Source organism: Mesorhizobium australicum WSM2073, assembly GCF_000230995.2.
Taxonomy (GTDB): Bacteria; Pseudomonadota; Alphaproteobacteria; order Rhizobiales; family Rhizobiaceae; genus Mesorhizobium; species Mesorhizobium australicum.
Window position 1 is genome coordinate 4,661,035 of sequence record NC_019973.1, and the last position, 15,259, is coordinate 4,676,293.

Here is a 15,259-nt window from a genome sequence, read left to right on the forward strand (position 1 = left end):
TTGATCCGGAATCGCTTTTCGCTACCGGCCCTTCAGGAAATCACGCCCAATTCCCTGCCGACCGCTCCGAACGCTTCCACGGCCCGGTCGATGTCGGCGCTGGAGTGCGCCGCCGACATCTGGGTGCGGATGCGGGCCTGGCCCTTCGGCACCACAGGGAATGAGAATCCAATGACGTAGATACCACGCTTCAGCATGCGCGCCGCCATCTCCTGCGCCAATGTGGCATCGTCCAGCATCACCGGGATAATCGGATGGTCGGCCCCGGCCAGCGTGAAGCCAAGCTTGCCCATCTGGGACCTGAACCGCGCCGCATTGGCATATAGGCGCTCGCGCAATCCGTCGCCATTGCGGATCAGCTCGAACACCTTGATCGAGGCGCCGGCGATCGCCGGCATCAGCGTGTTGGAGAAGAGATAAGGCCGCGAGCGCTGGCGCAGCCAGTCGACCACCTGCTTCTTGCCCGAGGTGTAGCCGCCCGAAGCGCCGCCGAGCGCCTTGCCGAGCGTGCCCGTGATGATGTCAACCCTGCCCTCGACACCGCAATGCTCGGGCGAACCGCGCCCGTTTCCGCCGACGAAGCCGACCGCATGGCTGTCATCCACCATGACCATGGCGTCGTATTTTTCGGCCAGGTCGCAGACGCCTGAGAGATTGGCGATGATGCCGTCCATGGAAAACACGCCGTCGGTGGCGATCAGCCGGAAGCGGCAATCCTTGGCTTCCTTCAGGCGTGCCTCGAGATCGGCCATGTCGTTGTTGGCGTAGCGAAAGCGTTTGGCCTTTGACAGCCGGACGCCGTCGATGATCGAGGCGTGATTGAGCGCGTCGGAAATGATTGCGTCTTCCTCGCCAAGCAGCGTCTCGAACAGGCCGCCATTGGCGTCGAAGCAGGAGCCGTAGAGGATGGTGTCCTCCAAGCCGAGGAACGATGAAATCGTCGTCTCGAGCTGCTTGTGTTCTTCCTGCGTCCCGCAGATGAAGCGCACCGAGGCCATGCCGTAGCCGTAGCGGTCGAGCGCCTGCGCGGCCGCGGCGCGCAGCTCCGCGCTGTCGGCAAGGCCGAGATAGTTGTTGGCGCAGAAGTTCAGCACTTTCTCGCCGCCGACCTCGATCTCAGCCGACTGCATCGAGGAAATCACCCGCTCGGACTTGTAGAGCCCGGCGGATTTCAACCCTGCAAGCTCGCTGTCGATATGGGAGAGAAATGCTGCGGTCATGATCGGGCCCCGTTTGACGTCGGCAGACTGTCGTCCCGCCCGCACAAAAAATCCATCGTAAAAGCGACCGGATCAGGTGGCCGGGCAGCATCAGCTGGGACGTTCCGACATTGCCCAGGTGACCACCCGGAAACGCATGGGCCGACGAATGCTCAAATGCGGGGCGGCCGCGAAAGAACCCGATAACCATTTCGTGATCTTTCCGCCTCTCGTCCGCGCCGGGCGGCCGTCGATTTCCAGTCCTGTTAACGTTTGCAGTTCAATGGTGCTCGCATAAATCCGTTGGCGAGAGGACCGCCCCCGAACATGTCTCAGCAGCCGGTGCAAACCGTTTCAGGCAAGCTCATACTGCTGATCAAGGCTGGCTACTGGCTGGCGCTGCTGATCATTGCCGCCATGGTCGCGGCCTCCTTCGTCCTGCTGCAGCAGACGATGGCCACGCAGCAGCACAACAACACCTTGCTCGACATCGTCGGTACGCAGAAGACGCTGTCGCAGCGCATCGTCTTCCTGGCCAACGCAACGGGCGCCGCCTCGCGCGACAAGCAGCCGGCGCTGGTCAGCGCGCTGAAGCAGGCCACGGCGGAGTTCGAGACGAACTACGATCTGCTGCTCAAGCAGACGGGCGCGGATCCGCAATCGCCGGCCAAGCTCGATGCGAAGTCGATCCAGAGCGTGCTTTTCGCCAAGCCCTTCCATCTCGACTATTTCTCGGTTGGCCTGATCGCCAATGGCGACCGGCTGGTCTCTGCACTGGAATCGCAGCTCAATCTTGGCGACAATGGCGGCTACAAGGGCGGCGCCGAACGCGTCAATCTCGATGCCTCGGTCGCCAATGCCACGCTGTCGGGCTATGCCGCGCTCGGCCAGCGCATCAGCGCCGATGCCGACGAGCGCTCCGAAAAGCTGCTCTCCCTCCACCGCACGCTGTTCTACGCCACACTCGGCGTCATCCTGCTGGTGGCGCTGTTCATCTTCAGGCCGATGTCCAACGCGATCCTGCGCAAGACGCGTGAGTTGGTCGACGCGCGCAATTCGATGGCCTTCATCGCGGTGCATGACGGCCTGACCGGCCTGCACAACCGCACCTTCCTCACCGACCATTTCGAGACGCTGATCAAGGGCGCGCATCGCCGGCGCGAGCGCCTGGCCGTAGTCCAGCTCGACCTCGATCGCTTCAAGCAGATCAACGATACGCTGGGCCACGCCGCCGGCGACTATGTCCTGGTCGTGACGGCACAGCGCATGCGCGATTCCTGCCGCGCCTCGGATCTGTGCGCGCGGCTCGGCGGCGACGAATTCGTGATGATCCTCAACGGGGCCGGCAGCACCGAGGACATCAACATGCTGGCACGGCGCATCCTGGTGCACATCAACGAGCCGATCGTGTTCCAGGGCACCACCATTCTCCCGGGCGCCAGCGGCGGCATCGCGGTCTATCCGATCGATGCCGACAACGCGCAGGACCTGCTCGTCCATGCCGATCTGGCGCTCTACTCCGCCAAGAAAATGGGTGGCGGCAACTTCTCGTTCTTTTCCGAGGAACTGCGCCGCGAACTCGACTACCGCAAGCAGCTCGAACATGACATCAAGGTCGCCATTTCCGAAAAGGCGTTCCAGGTCTATTTCCAGCCGCAGGTCTCGCTGACCGACGGCACCATCAGCGGCATCGAAGCGCTCGTGCGCTGGAATCATCCCGAGCGCGGCATGATCTCGCCGGGCGAATTCATCCCGGTGGCCGAGAAATGCGGCTTCATGCCGGAGATCGGCCGCATCGTGATCAGCAAGGCGATCAACGAGGCCGCCGAGTGGAACCGTGCCGGGATTGCCTTCGGCCGGCTTGCGGTCAATGTCTCGGGTACCGAGTTGCGCGAGCATGATTTCGATGCGTTTTTGTTCGATACGCTGGAGAAAGCCGGACTGCCGCCGCAGAAACTGTCGCTGGAAATCGTCGAATCCGTCATTCTGGACGACGAGAAGACCGGCATCGCGGCGAAGCTGCGTCATATCAGGGCGGCCGGCGTGCATCTGGAGCTCGATGATTTCGGCACCGGCTACGCTTCGCTCAGCCACGTCAATCCCAACGAGATCGACAGGCTCAAGATCGACCGTCGCTTCGTGCAAAACATCCATGAGAATGGCGACAACTCCAAGATCGTGCGCGCCATCACTGAACTTGCGCGGGGGCTGGGCATCTCCATCGTCGCCGAGGGTGCCGAAACCGAGGCCGAGCTCGATTCGCTGATGGCGATCGGCTGCGACCAGGTGCAGGGCTATTCCATCGCCTTCCCGATGCCGCATGACAAGGCGCTGGAATGGCTGACCGCCCGCATGCCGAAGAAAGCCAGGCTGACGGTATTGCAGGGAAGCCTGGCGTAACCCGGCCAGCCTTGACAAGCAGCCGCGGAAATGGCGGCCTGTCCTGACCGCGAGGGGATAGCGGCTCCATGACATTCTTTCGGCTTGCCCTGGCAGCCATGTTGATGTCGGCGTTGCCTGCCCATGGCGCGGATCGCACCATCTATCTCACCTTCGACGACGGTCCGCTGAACGGTACAAGCAACATCCTCGACGTCTTGGAGGCAGCGCGGTTCCGGCAACGCTGTTCATGGTCGGTATGCATGCCGAGGCCAGTGCGTCCAACAGGCCGGCATTCCTAGCTCTCTACGTTTTTCCGCAACGCCGCAAGCACCTGCGCAAATTCCGCCAGACGCTCGTCGGACAGTCCTTTGCGAAGCCGCTTGTCGAAGACGAGTGCCGCTTGCCGCAACGTCTCGAACAGCGCTTCTCCCGTCTCCGTCAATTCGACCAGGTGAACCCGGCGGTTAACGGGATCGCGCCGCCGCGTCAGCAGGCCCTGCGCTTCCATCGCGTTGAGATGATGGGTCAGCGTCGCGCCCTGGATGCCGATCATGCCGGCGAGTTCGCGCTGATTGGCAAGCTCGCTCGACTTGACAGACAGCAGCGTGAGCCAGACCGGCAATGTGCCGCCTGCTTCAACCAAGGCAGCGTCGAAGGCCTGGGCGACAAGCTTGGCGGTTCGGCCGAGATTCATGCCGACCGGCGGGCGGTCAAATGGTGTCATGATCTGACAGTAGAGCAAGCAGTGGGAATGTGAAACTTGGCTTCGTGATTGACATCTAACCGTTAGATATCTAATTTTACCTTATTGATGGCATCGCAGCATGGTTGCGGCGCGTAGGCGGTGGGCGAATGAGAGGAATGCGGTCATGCAATATGTTTATATCGCCGTCATCGGCCTGCACGTCATGGCCGGCGTCTTCTGGGCCGGCACGACCATCGCGGTTGGCCGCGATCCGGACATCCGGGCAGAGCGGTTCTTCCGGCCGCAAATGGGCGCGGCCGGTTTGGCTTTCCTGACCGGTTTGCTGCTCTGGTATTTCTTTCATGAGGGTGCTTTTGGCTCGATGGAAAAGATACTGGCGCTCGGCATTTTGACGGCGCTGATCGCCGCCGGCGTGCAAGGCGCGCTTGTGGGCTCCGCCAGCAGGCAGCTTGCCGGCGCCGATGCCGCGACCCAAACGGCGCTGCGCGCGAAAATGACCAGGGGCGAACGCATCGCCGGCGGGCTGCTGGTCATCACCGTGCTTTGCATGGCGACCGCCAAGATGTTTTAGAATCGCACGGCCGGTGAAAGCCGATCATGCGCGGCGCGCAACGGACCAGAGCGGCAGGTGGCTCTCCTTGCAAAGGCCGTTGCGCGCCACCCGATCGTGATCAAATCCTGATCCCGAACCTGATCCCGTCATAGATTGCGGCGTGGATGTTGCGCGAGGCAACCGCGTCGCCGATGCGCAAGAGCACGAAGCCGCCATTCGCGTTGCGCTTGGGAAAAATGTCGCCGCCGTTGACCAGCCGCTCATAGTCGACCGCACCACCGTTCTTCGACAGCGGTTTCAGCGAAAGGTACAGATCGTCGAGCGGCGCCGTGCCGTGCTCGACCACCACCTGGTCGACCCTGCGCTCTCCGCGCCAGCCACCGGCGAAATCCGAAGCGAGTTCCGCGATCAGTTGATTGCCTTCGCGCCGCACCGAGCGCAGGCGGGTATTGATGGTGACGGTGACGCCCTTTTCCTGGAAGGCCCTGACATAGGGTACGTGGTTCATGCCGCCCATTTCGGGGGCGAAGAAGCGTTCCGGCGAAACCAGTTCCAGCTTCGAGCCGCTGTTGGCAATCAGTTCGGCCGCGCCCATGCCCTGATGGCCGCCATTGTCGTCGTAGAGCAGCACATTTTCGGCCGACTTGACGCTGCCGGCCATGATGTCCCAGCTCGAGGTGACGAGATTGTCGCCGGAGGCCAGCGGCGGGTTCTGCGGCAGGCCCCCGGTGGCGATCACCACGACGTCGGGCGCCAGCGCCAGAACATCGTCCTGTTCCGCCCAGGTGTCATAGCGGATCTCGACGCCGAGCCGGTCGAGTTCGGCCAGCCGCCAGTCGATGATGCCGATCAATTCCTTGCGGCGCGGGTTCTGGGTCGCCAGACGCACCTGGCCGCCAGCTTGTGATGATGCCTCGAGGATCGTGACTTGATGACCGCGCTCGGCTGCGACGCGCGCCGCCTCCAGCCCACCAGCGCCGGCGCCGACGACCACCACTTTCCGCTTGGGCCCTTCCGTCTTGACAATGACGTGCGGGATATCCGCCTCGCGGCCGGTCGCCGCATTGTGAACGCACAGCGCCTCGCCGCCTTCATAGATGCGGTCGAGACAATAGGTAGCGCCGACACAGGGACGTATCTCGTGCTCGCGGCCCTCCATCACCTTCTTGATGATGTGCGGATCGGCGATATGGGCGCGTGTCATACCGACCATGTCGAGCTTGCCGGTGGTGATCGCATGGCGTGCGGTGGCGATATCGGAAATGCGCGCCGCGTGGAAGGTCGGGAATTTCGTCGCCGCCCTCACCTCGCCGGCGAAATCGAGATGCGGCGAAGACCGCATGCCGGTCACCGGAATGACCTTGGTGAGCGCCGCGTCGGTCTCGATCGAGCCCCGGATGATGTTGAGGAAATCGAGCTTGCCGGAGCCGGCCAGCCGCCTGGCGATCTCGACGCCCTCCTCCTTCGACAGGCCTTTGTCGAAATCCTCGTCGGCGACCATGCGGATGCCGACGACGAATTTCTCGCCGACCGCCGCCCGCACCGCATCGAGCACCATGTTGGTGAAGCGCAGGCGGTTGTCGAGCGAACCGCCATACTCGTCATCGCGATGATTGGTGGCAGGCGACCAGAAGCCGTCCATCAGATGGCCGTAGGATTCGAACTCGATGCCGTCGAGCCCGGCCGCCTGGCAGCGCTGGGCGGCCGACGCATAGTCGGCGACGATGCGCTCGATGTCCCAGTCCTCGATGGTCTTGGGGAAAGCGCGATGCGCCGGCTCGCGCACCGGCGAAGCCGAGAGCACCGGCAGCCAGTCGGCCTTGTTCCAACCCGTGCGGCGGCCAAGATGGGTGATCTGGATCATCACCTTGCAGTCATGCTCATGGCAGGCATCGGTGAGTTCGGCCAACCACGGCACGATGCGGTCGTCATAGACGTGCAGATTGCCGAAGGCAGCCGGGCTGTCGCGCGAAACGATCGCCGAGCCGGCGGTCATGGTCAGCGCCATGCCGCCCTTGGCCTTTTCGGCATGGTAGAGCCGGTAGCGCTCCTTCGGCATGCCGTCCTCCGAGTAAGCCGGCTCGTGGCTGGTCGACATCACCCGGTTCTTCAGCGTCAAATGCTTGAGCTGGTAGGGTTGGAGAAGCGGGTCGTTGCTGGTCATCGTCTTCCTGCCGTTTTAATTTGTGCTATGAGCGGCAAATCCAAGGGAAACCGCATATGATCGATACCAAAAATCTCACCCAGCTCGGCACGCACGTCGAGACGCCACAGAGCCCCGAAGCCGCGGTCCTGGAAACCGTGCCGTTTTCGCGCGGCGACGGGCCGCCGGCGATCGTGCGCTTTACCTGCCCGGAATTCACCTCGCTCTGCCCGGTGACCGGACAGCCGGATTTCGCCCACATCGTCATCGACTACGCACCCGATGCCGCCCTGGTGGAATCGAAGTCGCTCAAGCTGTTCATGACCTCGTTTCGCAACCATGGCGCCTTCCATGAAGACTGCACGGTGATGATCGGACGCCGCATCGTGGCCGCGACCAAGCCGCTCTGGTTGCGCATAGGCGGCTATTGGTATCCGCGCGGCGGCATTCCGATCGATGTGTTCTGGCAGACCGGCGCTCCGCCCGAAGGCGCCTGGCTGCCGGATACCGGCGTCACCCCCTATCGCGGGCGCGGCTAGTTCGGCCATCATTCGCACTGGTACTGGCTGAGCGCCCATTCGCCAGTCACCGACAAAAGGTCCGCTATCTTCCATTCGCCATCGACCTTCTTGAACTTCCATTCGAGGCGGTGCGGGTTACCGGCGACGACGAAGGCGACGATCACCTTGGCCTGGTCGCCATTGATCGCTTCGAGCGTCTTCAGGCTCTTGTCGATCTCGGCCTTGTCGTAGTCCGCATTGTCGAGCGCCATGTTGGGGTCCAGGCACTCGCCCTGCCCGGATTTGCGCAAGGCATCGCTCTTGTCGAGCACGGCTTTCGCCGGATCGATGAAATGGCCGCGCTGAGCAGGATCGACCTCCAGGCCGACCTGATCGTAGAACGGCCGCACCACCGCTGTCGGCGACCCCGGCTGGATTGGAGCGGCAGGCTCGCTTGGCGGCGATGCGACGGGTGGGGTCGGCGGCTCCGCGGCGCCGCCAGGCGGGGTTGCCGGCGGCGTCACGCTGTCATCGGGCGCGGTCCCGGCCGGAGCTTTTGCCGGCGGCGCGCCCAACAGCCCCTGAGCGGCCGTGCCGTTCAAGTCCGCCGCCAGCAGGCACACGGCCGAGAACAAAAGAAGCGTGCGACCGGCCATCGCATCACTCCGGATCTTGGCCCGCCATGCATTCGAGTTGGCTCAGCGTCCAGTCGCTGGTCTTCGATGCAATGTCCGATATCTTCCACTTGCCGTCGACCTTCTTCAGCGACCAGTGCATTTCGCGCTGCGAATCGTCTCCTTCCGGAAAAAGACTGAAACTCGCCACCACCTGCGCCGTATCGCCCTCCACCGTCTCGGACAGCTTCAGTGTCTTGGAAAGGGCCTTCTGGTCGAAATCCTGCGCGTCGAGGCCGGGGTCGAAGTCGATACAGGCGACCTGGTCCGGATTCTTCTTGGTCGCCTGGTCGTTGAGGTCGAACAGTTTCGTCACCGGCTCGGTGAAGCGATCGCGGTATTGCGCGTCGGCCTCGAACTTGACCTGCGGGACATAGAAGAACTTCACGGCGTCGGACGCCGGGCCGGCCAATGCCGCGGCTGGTGCGGCAATCGACAGGATGGCAGCGAGCAGCAGTTTCATGGATTTCCCCGAATGTTTGACTGCGGAAGCAATCAATACCACGCATCGTGCATATCGGCTTTTTTGCGGCTCATGAAGCCTCCTCCGGGCGGCGCGTCTGCTTGCATAGATCAAATCCAACGATCCTTAGTTTCCGAAAGTGGCGATCGGCGCGTTGAGTTGGGAGCGCTCAGGCTTGACACCGAGCCCTGGGATCTGCGGGACGCGTATATGCCCGTTCTCGATCACGATCGGGTTTGCGGGATCAGTATGCCCTTCGATGTACTCCTGCGCGATCCAGGCTCCCTCAAAACGTCTCGGCTCGACGGTAGCGGCGAGGTGGACGCATGCCGCTGCGATGACGTCTCCGCCCCAGGCATCGTCGCAGCTGTGCGGAAGAGATCGTATCGCACACAGGTCGCGGACCGTGGCCATCTTGGTCAGACCACCAAGACGGGTGACCTTCAATCCGAATCCGTCGGCGATACCTGACGAAACTGCCCGAAGCACGGCATTCAAATCCTCGGTACTCTCATCGAGATAGATCGGATGCGTAACGCGCCCTTTGAGACCAGCGACTTCCTCCATGGTGTTGCAAGGCTGTTCGAACACGAACGGGATTGCCTGGCAAAGCCGATCGATGTGCAGCGCCGCGGCAGCGGTCAGGCCGCGATTGGCGTCGACGGCTATGCGGGCCCTGAAGCCAACCGCCTCCCATACTTTGTGCACAGTGGCGACGTCTTGTTCGAGATCCCGCCCGCCGATCTTGATCTGAAGCCGTGGATATCCGGCGTTGACCTTGTCGGCGGCAATACGCGCGGTCTCGTCCGGAGCACCGACGGTCGTCGAGTAGTATGACGGCACGCGATCGGTGAGCGCACCACCGAGAAGTGTTGAAACAGGGACGCCCAGCCGCTGGCCGGCGAGGTCGAGGAGAGCTATGTCCAAGGCCGCCTTGGCATAGTTGTGACCGTTCAGCCGTTCGTCCATTCGTTTGGCGAGGCGGCGCATGGACGCTGTGTTCTCGCCGATAAGTCCCGGCGCTATTTCAGCAATTGCCGCTCTCGCGCCCAGAGCATGCTGGGGTTGATAAACAGGGCCGATCGGGCAAGTCTCACCCCAGCCTGACAGTCCATCCTCGGTGGTGACTTCAACCAGCGTGCTGTCCAAATTCTGCACGGTGTCGCTGGCCATCCGGTAGGCACCGCCTTTAACAGGCAGAAGCATCTGATAGACTTTGATTGACCTGATACGCATTCAGACATTAGCCTCGTTCATGCCTTGCCTGGTCTGGCGCCTTTCGCCATGGTCAAAGACCAAGCGCCACCTTGCGCCCGTCATGAATGGCAAATGCCGCCTGTCTGGAGGCGGTACAATCGCCGATGGAGGTATGCGCAATTCCGCGCCTTTCGAGCTCGATGGACAGGCTGTCCTGCGCCATGCTGGTGGTGGCGAAGACCAAAGCGTCGGCCTCGACCTGCTGCTCGGTCCCGTCGAGCAGCGAAGCGATCCTGGCCACCCTGCCGTCCCAATGAACGACGGCGCTCTCGGTCACAAACCGCACCTTCAGCTTGGCGAGTGCCCGTCGCAGCGGCGCATCGACGGCCATTCGCTGAAGCTCTTTGCCGACCAGGGCGTCCGGTGTCACAAGCGTTACATTGTGACCATCCTCGGCGAGTTTCCAGGCGGTGCCGCAGCCCTTCCAATTGCCGCCATCGTCCAGCAAGAGAACATTTTTTCCCGGCCTCGCCTCGCGCGCCATCACCGCTTCGGCCGAGAGCACCGGACCGCCGCCCGGAATGCTCTCCCAGTGCGGCAAGGCCCGCTGGAAAGCGCCGTCCGGCGGCATCGAGCCGGTCGCGACGATGACGTGATCGGCGCCTTCGCGCTCGACATCGTCGGCTTCGACATACTGCCCGTAGCGGATGTCGACCTGGAGCTGGCCGAGCTGGCGCTCATACCAGTCGATCAGGTCCAGAATCTGGGCACGGCGCGGCTGCAGTCCGGCAAGACGGAACTGCCCCCCAAGGCGGTCGGATGCCTCGGCCAGCGTGACGCGATGGCCGCGCTCGGCCGCCACGCGCGCCGCTTCGAGACCGGCCGGGCCGCCACCCACGACCAGTACGCGCTTCGGCTGGCCGGCCGGAGCAAAGCGGTCGCCGCCCCACTCCCATTCCCGCCCCGCGGAAGGATTGATGACGCAGCTGATCCAGTAGTCACGGCTGCGCCGGCCCCAGCACATCTGGTTGCAGGACAGGCAGCCGCGAATGTCCTGCGGCCGGCCGGCGGCAGCCTTTGCAGCCAGATGCGGATCGGCGATCTGCCCACGCACGATGGAAACGAGATCGGCACGGCCTTCGCTCAGCACGCTCTCGGCGTTCTCGGGCGTGCGGATATGGCTCTCGGCGGTGATCAACGCGTGACGCACGGTGGATTTGAGCACGGACGCCAGGTCGGCACCGAGCTTCTCCGGGTAAACAAAGGTCGGCATGATCTTGTAGAAATCGAAGTAGGAACCCGTTCCGCAAGTGACATAGTCCATCAAGGCATCGCGGTCGTGGAGGTCGATGATCTCGGCCAGCGCTTCGCGCTTCAGCGCCACTTCGACTTCGGGCTCATCATTGATCGCGAGACCGATGATAAAATCATCGCCGCATTCCCGGCGAATCCTGGTCATCACCTCACGGCTCATGCGGGTGCGGTTTTCGAGGCTGCCGCCCCATCGGTCGTCCCGGCGGTTCGACCAAGGTGTCCAGAACTGGTCCAGCATCGAATGGTACGCCGCCCAGACCTCGACGCCGTCGAAGCCGGCCTGGTGGCAACGGCGCGCAGCCTGGACGAAGCCGTCGATCGTTTCTTCGATCTCGGCTTCGGACACCCGATGCGAGCCGTCGGAATCGTGGTAGCTCGGCAGGCCGGAAGGCGACCAACCGGGGTGAAACGAGTTGTCCGCGTCCGCGTGCTGACCGACATGATAGAGCTGCTGGATGGCGATGGCGCCGTTGCCGCGGATCGCCTCCGTCACCTTGCGGAAATGCGGGATGACGCGGTCATCGGACGGGCTGAAATTGCCACGGGTAAGCACGGCGGCCTGATGCACGGGCATCGGCTCGACCACGATCATGCCGGCCCCGCCGATGGCGCGTTCGGCGTAGTAGCCGACATGGCGTTCGGTCGGCAGCCCGTTCTCGGCCATGTTCGCCGTATGGGCTCCAAACACGATCCTGTTGCGCAATGTTTTGCCACGCAAGGTGGCCGGCTCGAACAAACGTTTGAAGACCCGCCCGGACATGCAAATTCTCTCCCCATCGGCGGCATTGCGCCGGCGCAAGGGAGCGCCGGCGCTGTGTGGCTGAACTTCTGGCGTCAGGCGTCCAGCCAGACGTTCTGGAGATCCATTTCGAAGGTCTGGTGGACGCCGTAGTTCTTCACCTTCTTGTTCGTGTGGCTGTAGAGCTTCTGCCAGAACGGCTGGATGATGACGCCGGAGTCCTGCAGGATCTGCTCGACATCCTTCATCACCTCCTTGCGCTTGGCGACGTCGATCAGCGAGAGCGCCTGCTTGAGCTTGGCGTCGAAATCGGGATTGGAATAGGCCGATTCGTTCCACGCCTCGCCGGTGCGATATCCCAGCGCCAGCACCTGGACACCGAGCGGGCGCATGTACCAGATGGTCATCGAATAGGGGTATTTCGTCCAGTCGTTCCAGAAGGTCGAGCCCGGCAGCACCGTGCGCTTGACCTTGATGCCGGCGTCACGCAGCTGGCCGGCGATCGCGTCGCCGGTGTTCTTCTGCCAGTCGTCCTCGATGGTGATCAGCTCGTGCTCGAAGTCGGCCTGCCCGGCGTCCGCCATCAGCTTCTTGGCGCCGGCGGCGTCGCGCTCCTTCTTGGGCAGGGCATAGTATTCGGGATGGATCGGGCTGACATGGTGGTTCTCGCCGACCGTGCCGCGGCCGTTGTAGCCGAGCTGCAGCACCGCGTTGTTGTCGACCGCCATCTGCAGCGCATTGCGAACGCGCTGATCGTCGTAGGGCTTGTGCGTGATGTTGGTGCGGGCAACCAGCGTGGTGGCGGTCGCGACCTCAGACTTCTGCAGCCCCATCTTGTCGAGAATGTCGATGAAGTCGGCGGGCGACTCGAAGTTGAGGTCGATTTCACCGGAATCGAACGCGTTCACCGTGGCGTTGAAATCGGTGCCGTAGTCGATGAATTCGATACCGTCGAGTGGCGCCTCGCCGCCCCACCATTTGCCGTTCTCGCGGCGCTTGACCACCGCCTTCTGGCCGACGTCGTAAGAGACCAACTCAAACGCTCCCGTGCCGATCGGCTTCTTGATCGGGTCGGCGCCATCGGCGTCGAAATTGCGGTGCACGATGAGCGCCGGATAATCGGTGAAATTGGGAATGAGCGAAATATCGGGCTCGCTGAGCTTCAGCTTGACCGTGTTGTCGTCGACCTTGGTGATGGCGCCGTCCCTGGCCTTGCCGGTCTTGGCATCGATCAGCGCACCGACGCGGGCCGCCATCGAGTTGCCGGCGACGCCCTTCTCGCACCAGCGCGTCACATTGTGCACCACGTCATCGGCGCTGAAGGCATCGCCATTGTTCCAGGCGACGCCCTTGCGCACATGCAGCGTGTATTCGGTGGCGTCGTCGTTGATGTCCCAGCTTTCGAGCAGCACCGGCTCGAAGGTGAATTGCCTGGTGTAGCGCACCAGCGGCTCCAGCCAGCAACGCGAGATATTGGCCAGTTCCACCCAATCGTAAGTGCGCGGATCCTTCTGCGCTTTCACCGCCATCGAGACGTGCAGCGTCCCGCCCTTCTTCGGTTCCTCGGCCACAGCTTGCGTCGGCGCGGCGAGGCCGATCATGCCATAGGCAAATGCCGTCGACGCACCAAGCGCGCTGGCCAGCGCCAGGAACTCGCGCCGGTCCATGCGACCCGCCTTCGCTTCCGCCGCCATCGCTTCGATAGCGGGCGGTACACGATCGCCGTTGCTTCTGAAAATCGTCATGTCATTCTCCCCTTGTTGTTCCCGTGAGGTCTTTGCCTGCTTTTTCAACTAACGCTGTCAGGCAGTTTTTCCTCGCGCCGCGCGATCAAATCCTTGAGACCGTCGGCAATGCCCTCGTCGAGTTTCGGCTCCTCATAGTCGGCAAGCATGTTGCGCGCCTTCTCGCGGCCGCGCGTGTCGTGGTCCTTCGCCCCTTCCGCCTTCCATTGTTCGTAGGAGTTGAAGTCCATGATGCTCGGCATGAAGAAAGCCTTCTCGAAATGCTCGAGCGTGTGCTGGGTGCCGAGGAAATGGCCCTGCGGCCCGACTTCGCGGATCGCTGCCATCGCTTCCTTGAAATCGTCGAAAGGCAGGCCGCCGGCATATTTGTACCAGCCGACAAGCTGTTCGCAGTCGGTGGCGAATTTCGAGTAACCGCAGGTGAGCCCCGCTTCCAGCCATCCGGCCGAATGCCAGATGTAGTTGGCGCCGGCGAGGATGGCTGCATGCATCAGCATGTTCGCCTCATAGCCAGCCTGGGCATCGTTGAGCTTCGAGCCGACATGAAAGCCCGATGTGCGCCACGGCAGTTTGTATTTCCGCGCCAGCGCACCCATCAGATACATCATCTGGGCGGCCTCCGGCGTGCCGCCCATGGGAGCGCCGGTCTTCATGTCGACCGTGACCATGAACTGGCCGTAGATCTGGGGCGAACCGGGACGGATGAGCTGGGTCAGGGCCACGCCCGCGAGCGCCTCGGCATTGACCTGCGCCACCGCGCCGACGGCCGACGCCGCGGTAGAGGCGCCGCAGAGCGCGAACGGCGCCAGGATCAGCGGCTGATTGTGGCTTGCATAGACCCGCATCGCATCGATCATGGTGGCGTCCCAGACCAGCGGCGAATTGCAGTTGGTGATCGCCACCAGCACCGGGTTTTCGCGGACGAACTCCTCGCCGAAGACGATTGCAGCCATCGCCATCGTGTCCTCGGCGCGCTCCTTGGACGTCACGATGCCCATGAACGGCTTGTCGGAATGTTTCAGCGCCGAATGGATGATGTGCAGATGCCGCTTCGGCACGGCGATTTCCATCGGCTCGCAGATGACCGAACTCGAGGAATGCAGCGCCGGCGCCATGTAGGCGAGCTTGTGGAAATTGTTGAGGTCGGCAAGCGTGCCGTAGCGCCTGTTGTTGTCGAGGTCGCGTATGTAGGGCGCGCCATACATCGGCACGAAGATCGAGTTCTTGCCGCCAACGCGGACCGTGCGCTCGGGATTGCGCGCATGGAGCGTGAATTCGGATGGGACTTTCGAGACGAGCTCCATCAGCAGCGCGCGGTCGATACGCACGCGCGTCTCCCTGACATCGGCGCCAGCCGCCTTCCAGAGCTCGATGGCTCCGTCGTCGCGGAATTCGCAGCCCACTTCTTCGAGTATCTTGAGCGACTCCTCGTGGATCAGTTCCACCGCCTCATCGGGAACGATCTCATAGACCGGGATCTGGCGCACCAGGGTCGGGAACGAGGCAATCGGCGCGCTCCTCATCGCCTTGCGCCCGAGACGGCCACCACCACGGCGATGGGTTTGCTCGGTCAATTCAGTGGCCGGTGCGTTCATGGAGCCTCCATCCCTTCGATCCCGGTCAACTTAGCGAGGTGAAATTCGA

13 protein-coding genes are annotated in these 15,259 nt (G+C 62.8%); 4 read left to right on the forward strand and 9 right to left on the reverse strand.

Annotated features, from left to right (window positions below; all coding sequences use genetic code 11):
- Positions 1 to 32 precede the first annotated feature (32 nt).
- Positions 33 to 1,220: a glycine C-acetyltransferase gene (locus MESAU_RS22510; protein ID WP_015318327.1), complete on the reverse strand. Its 1,188-nt coding sequence runs from the start codon at positions 1,218 to 1,220 to the stop codon at positions 33 to 35.
- A gap of 306 nt (positions 1,221 to 1,526) precedes the next feature.
- Here MESAU_RS22510 and MESAU_RS22515 point away from each other — a divergent pair, with 306 nt between their 5' ends.
- Together MESAU_RS22515 and MESAU_RS22520 are read left to right on the forward strand one after the other, a co-directional pair.
- Positions 1,527 to 3,599, forward strand: a complete 2,073-nt coding sequence (locus tag MESAU_RS22515) for a putative bifunctional diguanylate cyclase/phosphodiesterase (RefSeq protein WP_015318328.1) — start codon at positions 1,527 to 1,529, stop codon at positions 3,597 to 3,599.
- Between the two features lie 104 nt (positions 3,600 to 3,703).
- A complete protein-coding gene (locus MESAU_RS22520) occupies positions 3,704 to 3,880 on the forward strand; it encodes a polysaccharide deacetylase family protein (RefSeq protein WP_224583106.1) in 177 nt (58 codons plus the stop codon).
- Here MESAU_RS22520 and MESAU_RS22525 read toward each other — a convergent pair.
- Entirely contained in the window at positions 3,877 to 4,305 is a 429-nt protein-coding gene (locus MESAU_RS22525) for a MarR family winged helix-turn-helix transcriptional regulator (protein WP_015318329.1), read from the reverse strand. The two genes, MESAU_RS22520 and MESAU_RS22525, sit on opposite strands and share 4 nt — an antisense overlap.
- Positions 4,306 to 4,450: 145 nt before the next feature.
- Between MESAU_RS22525 and MESAU_RS22530 the strand changes: the two genes are divergently transcribed.
- Entirely contained in the window at positions 4,451 to 4,858 is a 408-nt protein-coding gene (locus MESAU_RS22530) for a hypothetical protein (RefSeq protein ID WP_015318330.1), read from the forward strand.
- Between the two features lie 100 nt (positions 4,859 to 4,958).
- Here MESAU_RS22530 and MESAU_RS22535 read toward each other — a convergent pair whose 3' ends face one another.
- Positions 4,959 to 7,004, reverse strand: coding sequence for an oxidoreductase (locus tag MESAU_RS22535; protein WP_015318331.1), 2,046 nt, complete (start codon positions 7,002 to 7,004; stop codon positions 4,959 to 4,961).
- 56 nt (positions 7,005 to 7,060) lie between these two features.
- Here MESAU_RS22535 and queF point away from each other — a divergent pair, with 56 nt between their 5' ends.
- Positions 7,061 to 7,522: a preQ(1) synthase gene (gene queF / locus MESAU_RS22540; protein WP_015318332.1), complete on the forward strand. Its 462-nt coding sequence runs from the start codon at positions 7,061 to 7,063 to the stop codon at positions 7,520 to 7,522.
- Between the two features lie 8 nt (positions 7,523 to 7,530).
- Here queF and MESAU_RS22545 read toward each other — a convergent pair whose 3' ends face one another.
- The 6 genes from MESAU_RS22545 to MESAU_RS22570 all read right to left on the reverse strand — a co-directional run bounded on the left by MESAU_RS22545 (position 7,531) and on the right by MESAU_RS22570 (position 15,210).
- Positions 7,531 to 8,139, reverse strand: coding sequence for a YqhG/Tai3 family protein (locus tag MESAU_RS22545; RefSeq protein WP_015318333.1), 609 nt, complete (start codon positions 8,137 to 8,139; stop codon positions 7,531 to 7,533).
- A gap of 4 nt (positions 8,140 to 8,143) precedes the next feature.
- Positions 8,144 to 8,620: a DUF3828 domain-containing protein gene (locus MESAU_RS22550; RefSeq protein ID WP_015318334.1), complete on the reverse strand. Its 477-nt coding sequence runs from the start codon at positions 8,618 to 8,620 to the stop codon at positions 8,144 to 8,146.
- Positions 8,621 to 8,746: 126 nt separating this feature from the next.
- A complete protein-coding gene (locus MESAU_RS22555; protein WP_015318335.1) occupies positions 8,747 to 9,856 on the reverse strand; it encodes a mandelate racemase/muconate lactonizing enzyme family protein in 1,110 nt (369 codons plus the stop codon).
- Between the two features lie 52 nt (positions 9,857 to 9,908).
- Positions 9,909 to 11,891 (reverse strand): oxidoreductase, encoded by a 1,983-nt coding sequence (locus MESAU_RS22560; RefSeq protein ID WP_015318336.1) that lies wholly within the window; start codon positions 11,889 to 11,891, stop codon positions 9,909 to 9,911.
- 74 nt (positions 11,892 to 11,965) lie between these two features.
- The gene (locus tag MESAU_RS22565; RefSeq protein ID WP_015318337.1) at positions 11,966 to 13,615 is read right to left on the reverse strand and encodes an ABC transporter substrate-binding protein; all 1,650 of its coding nucleotides are present in this window, start codon (positions 13,613 to 13,615) and stop codon (positions 11,966 to 11,968) included.
- A gap of 44 nt (positions 13,616 to 13,659) precedes the next feature.
- Positions 13,660 to 15,210: a trimethylamine methyltransferase family protein gene (locus MESAU_RS22570; RefSeq protein ID WP_015318338.1), complete on the reverse strand. Its 1,551-nt coding sequence runs from the start codon at positions 15,208 to 15,210 to the stop codon at positions 13,660 to 13,662.
- Between the last annotated feature and the right edge of the window lie 49 nt (positions 15,211 to 15,259).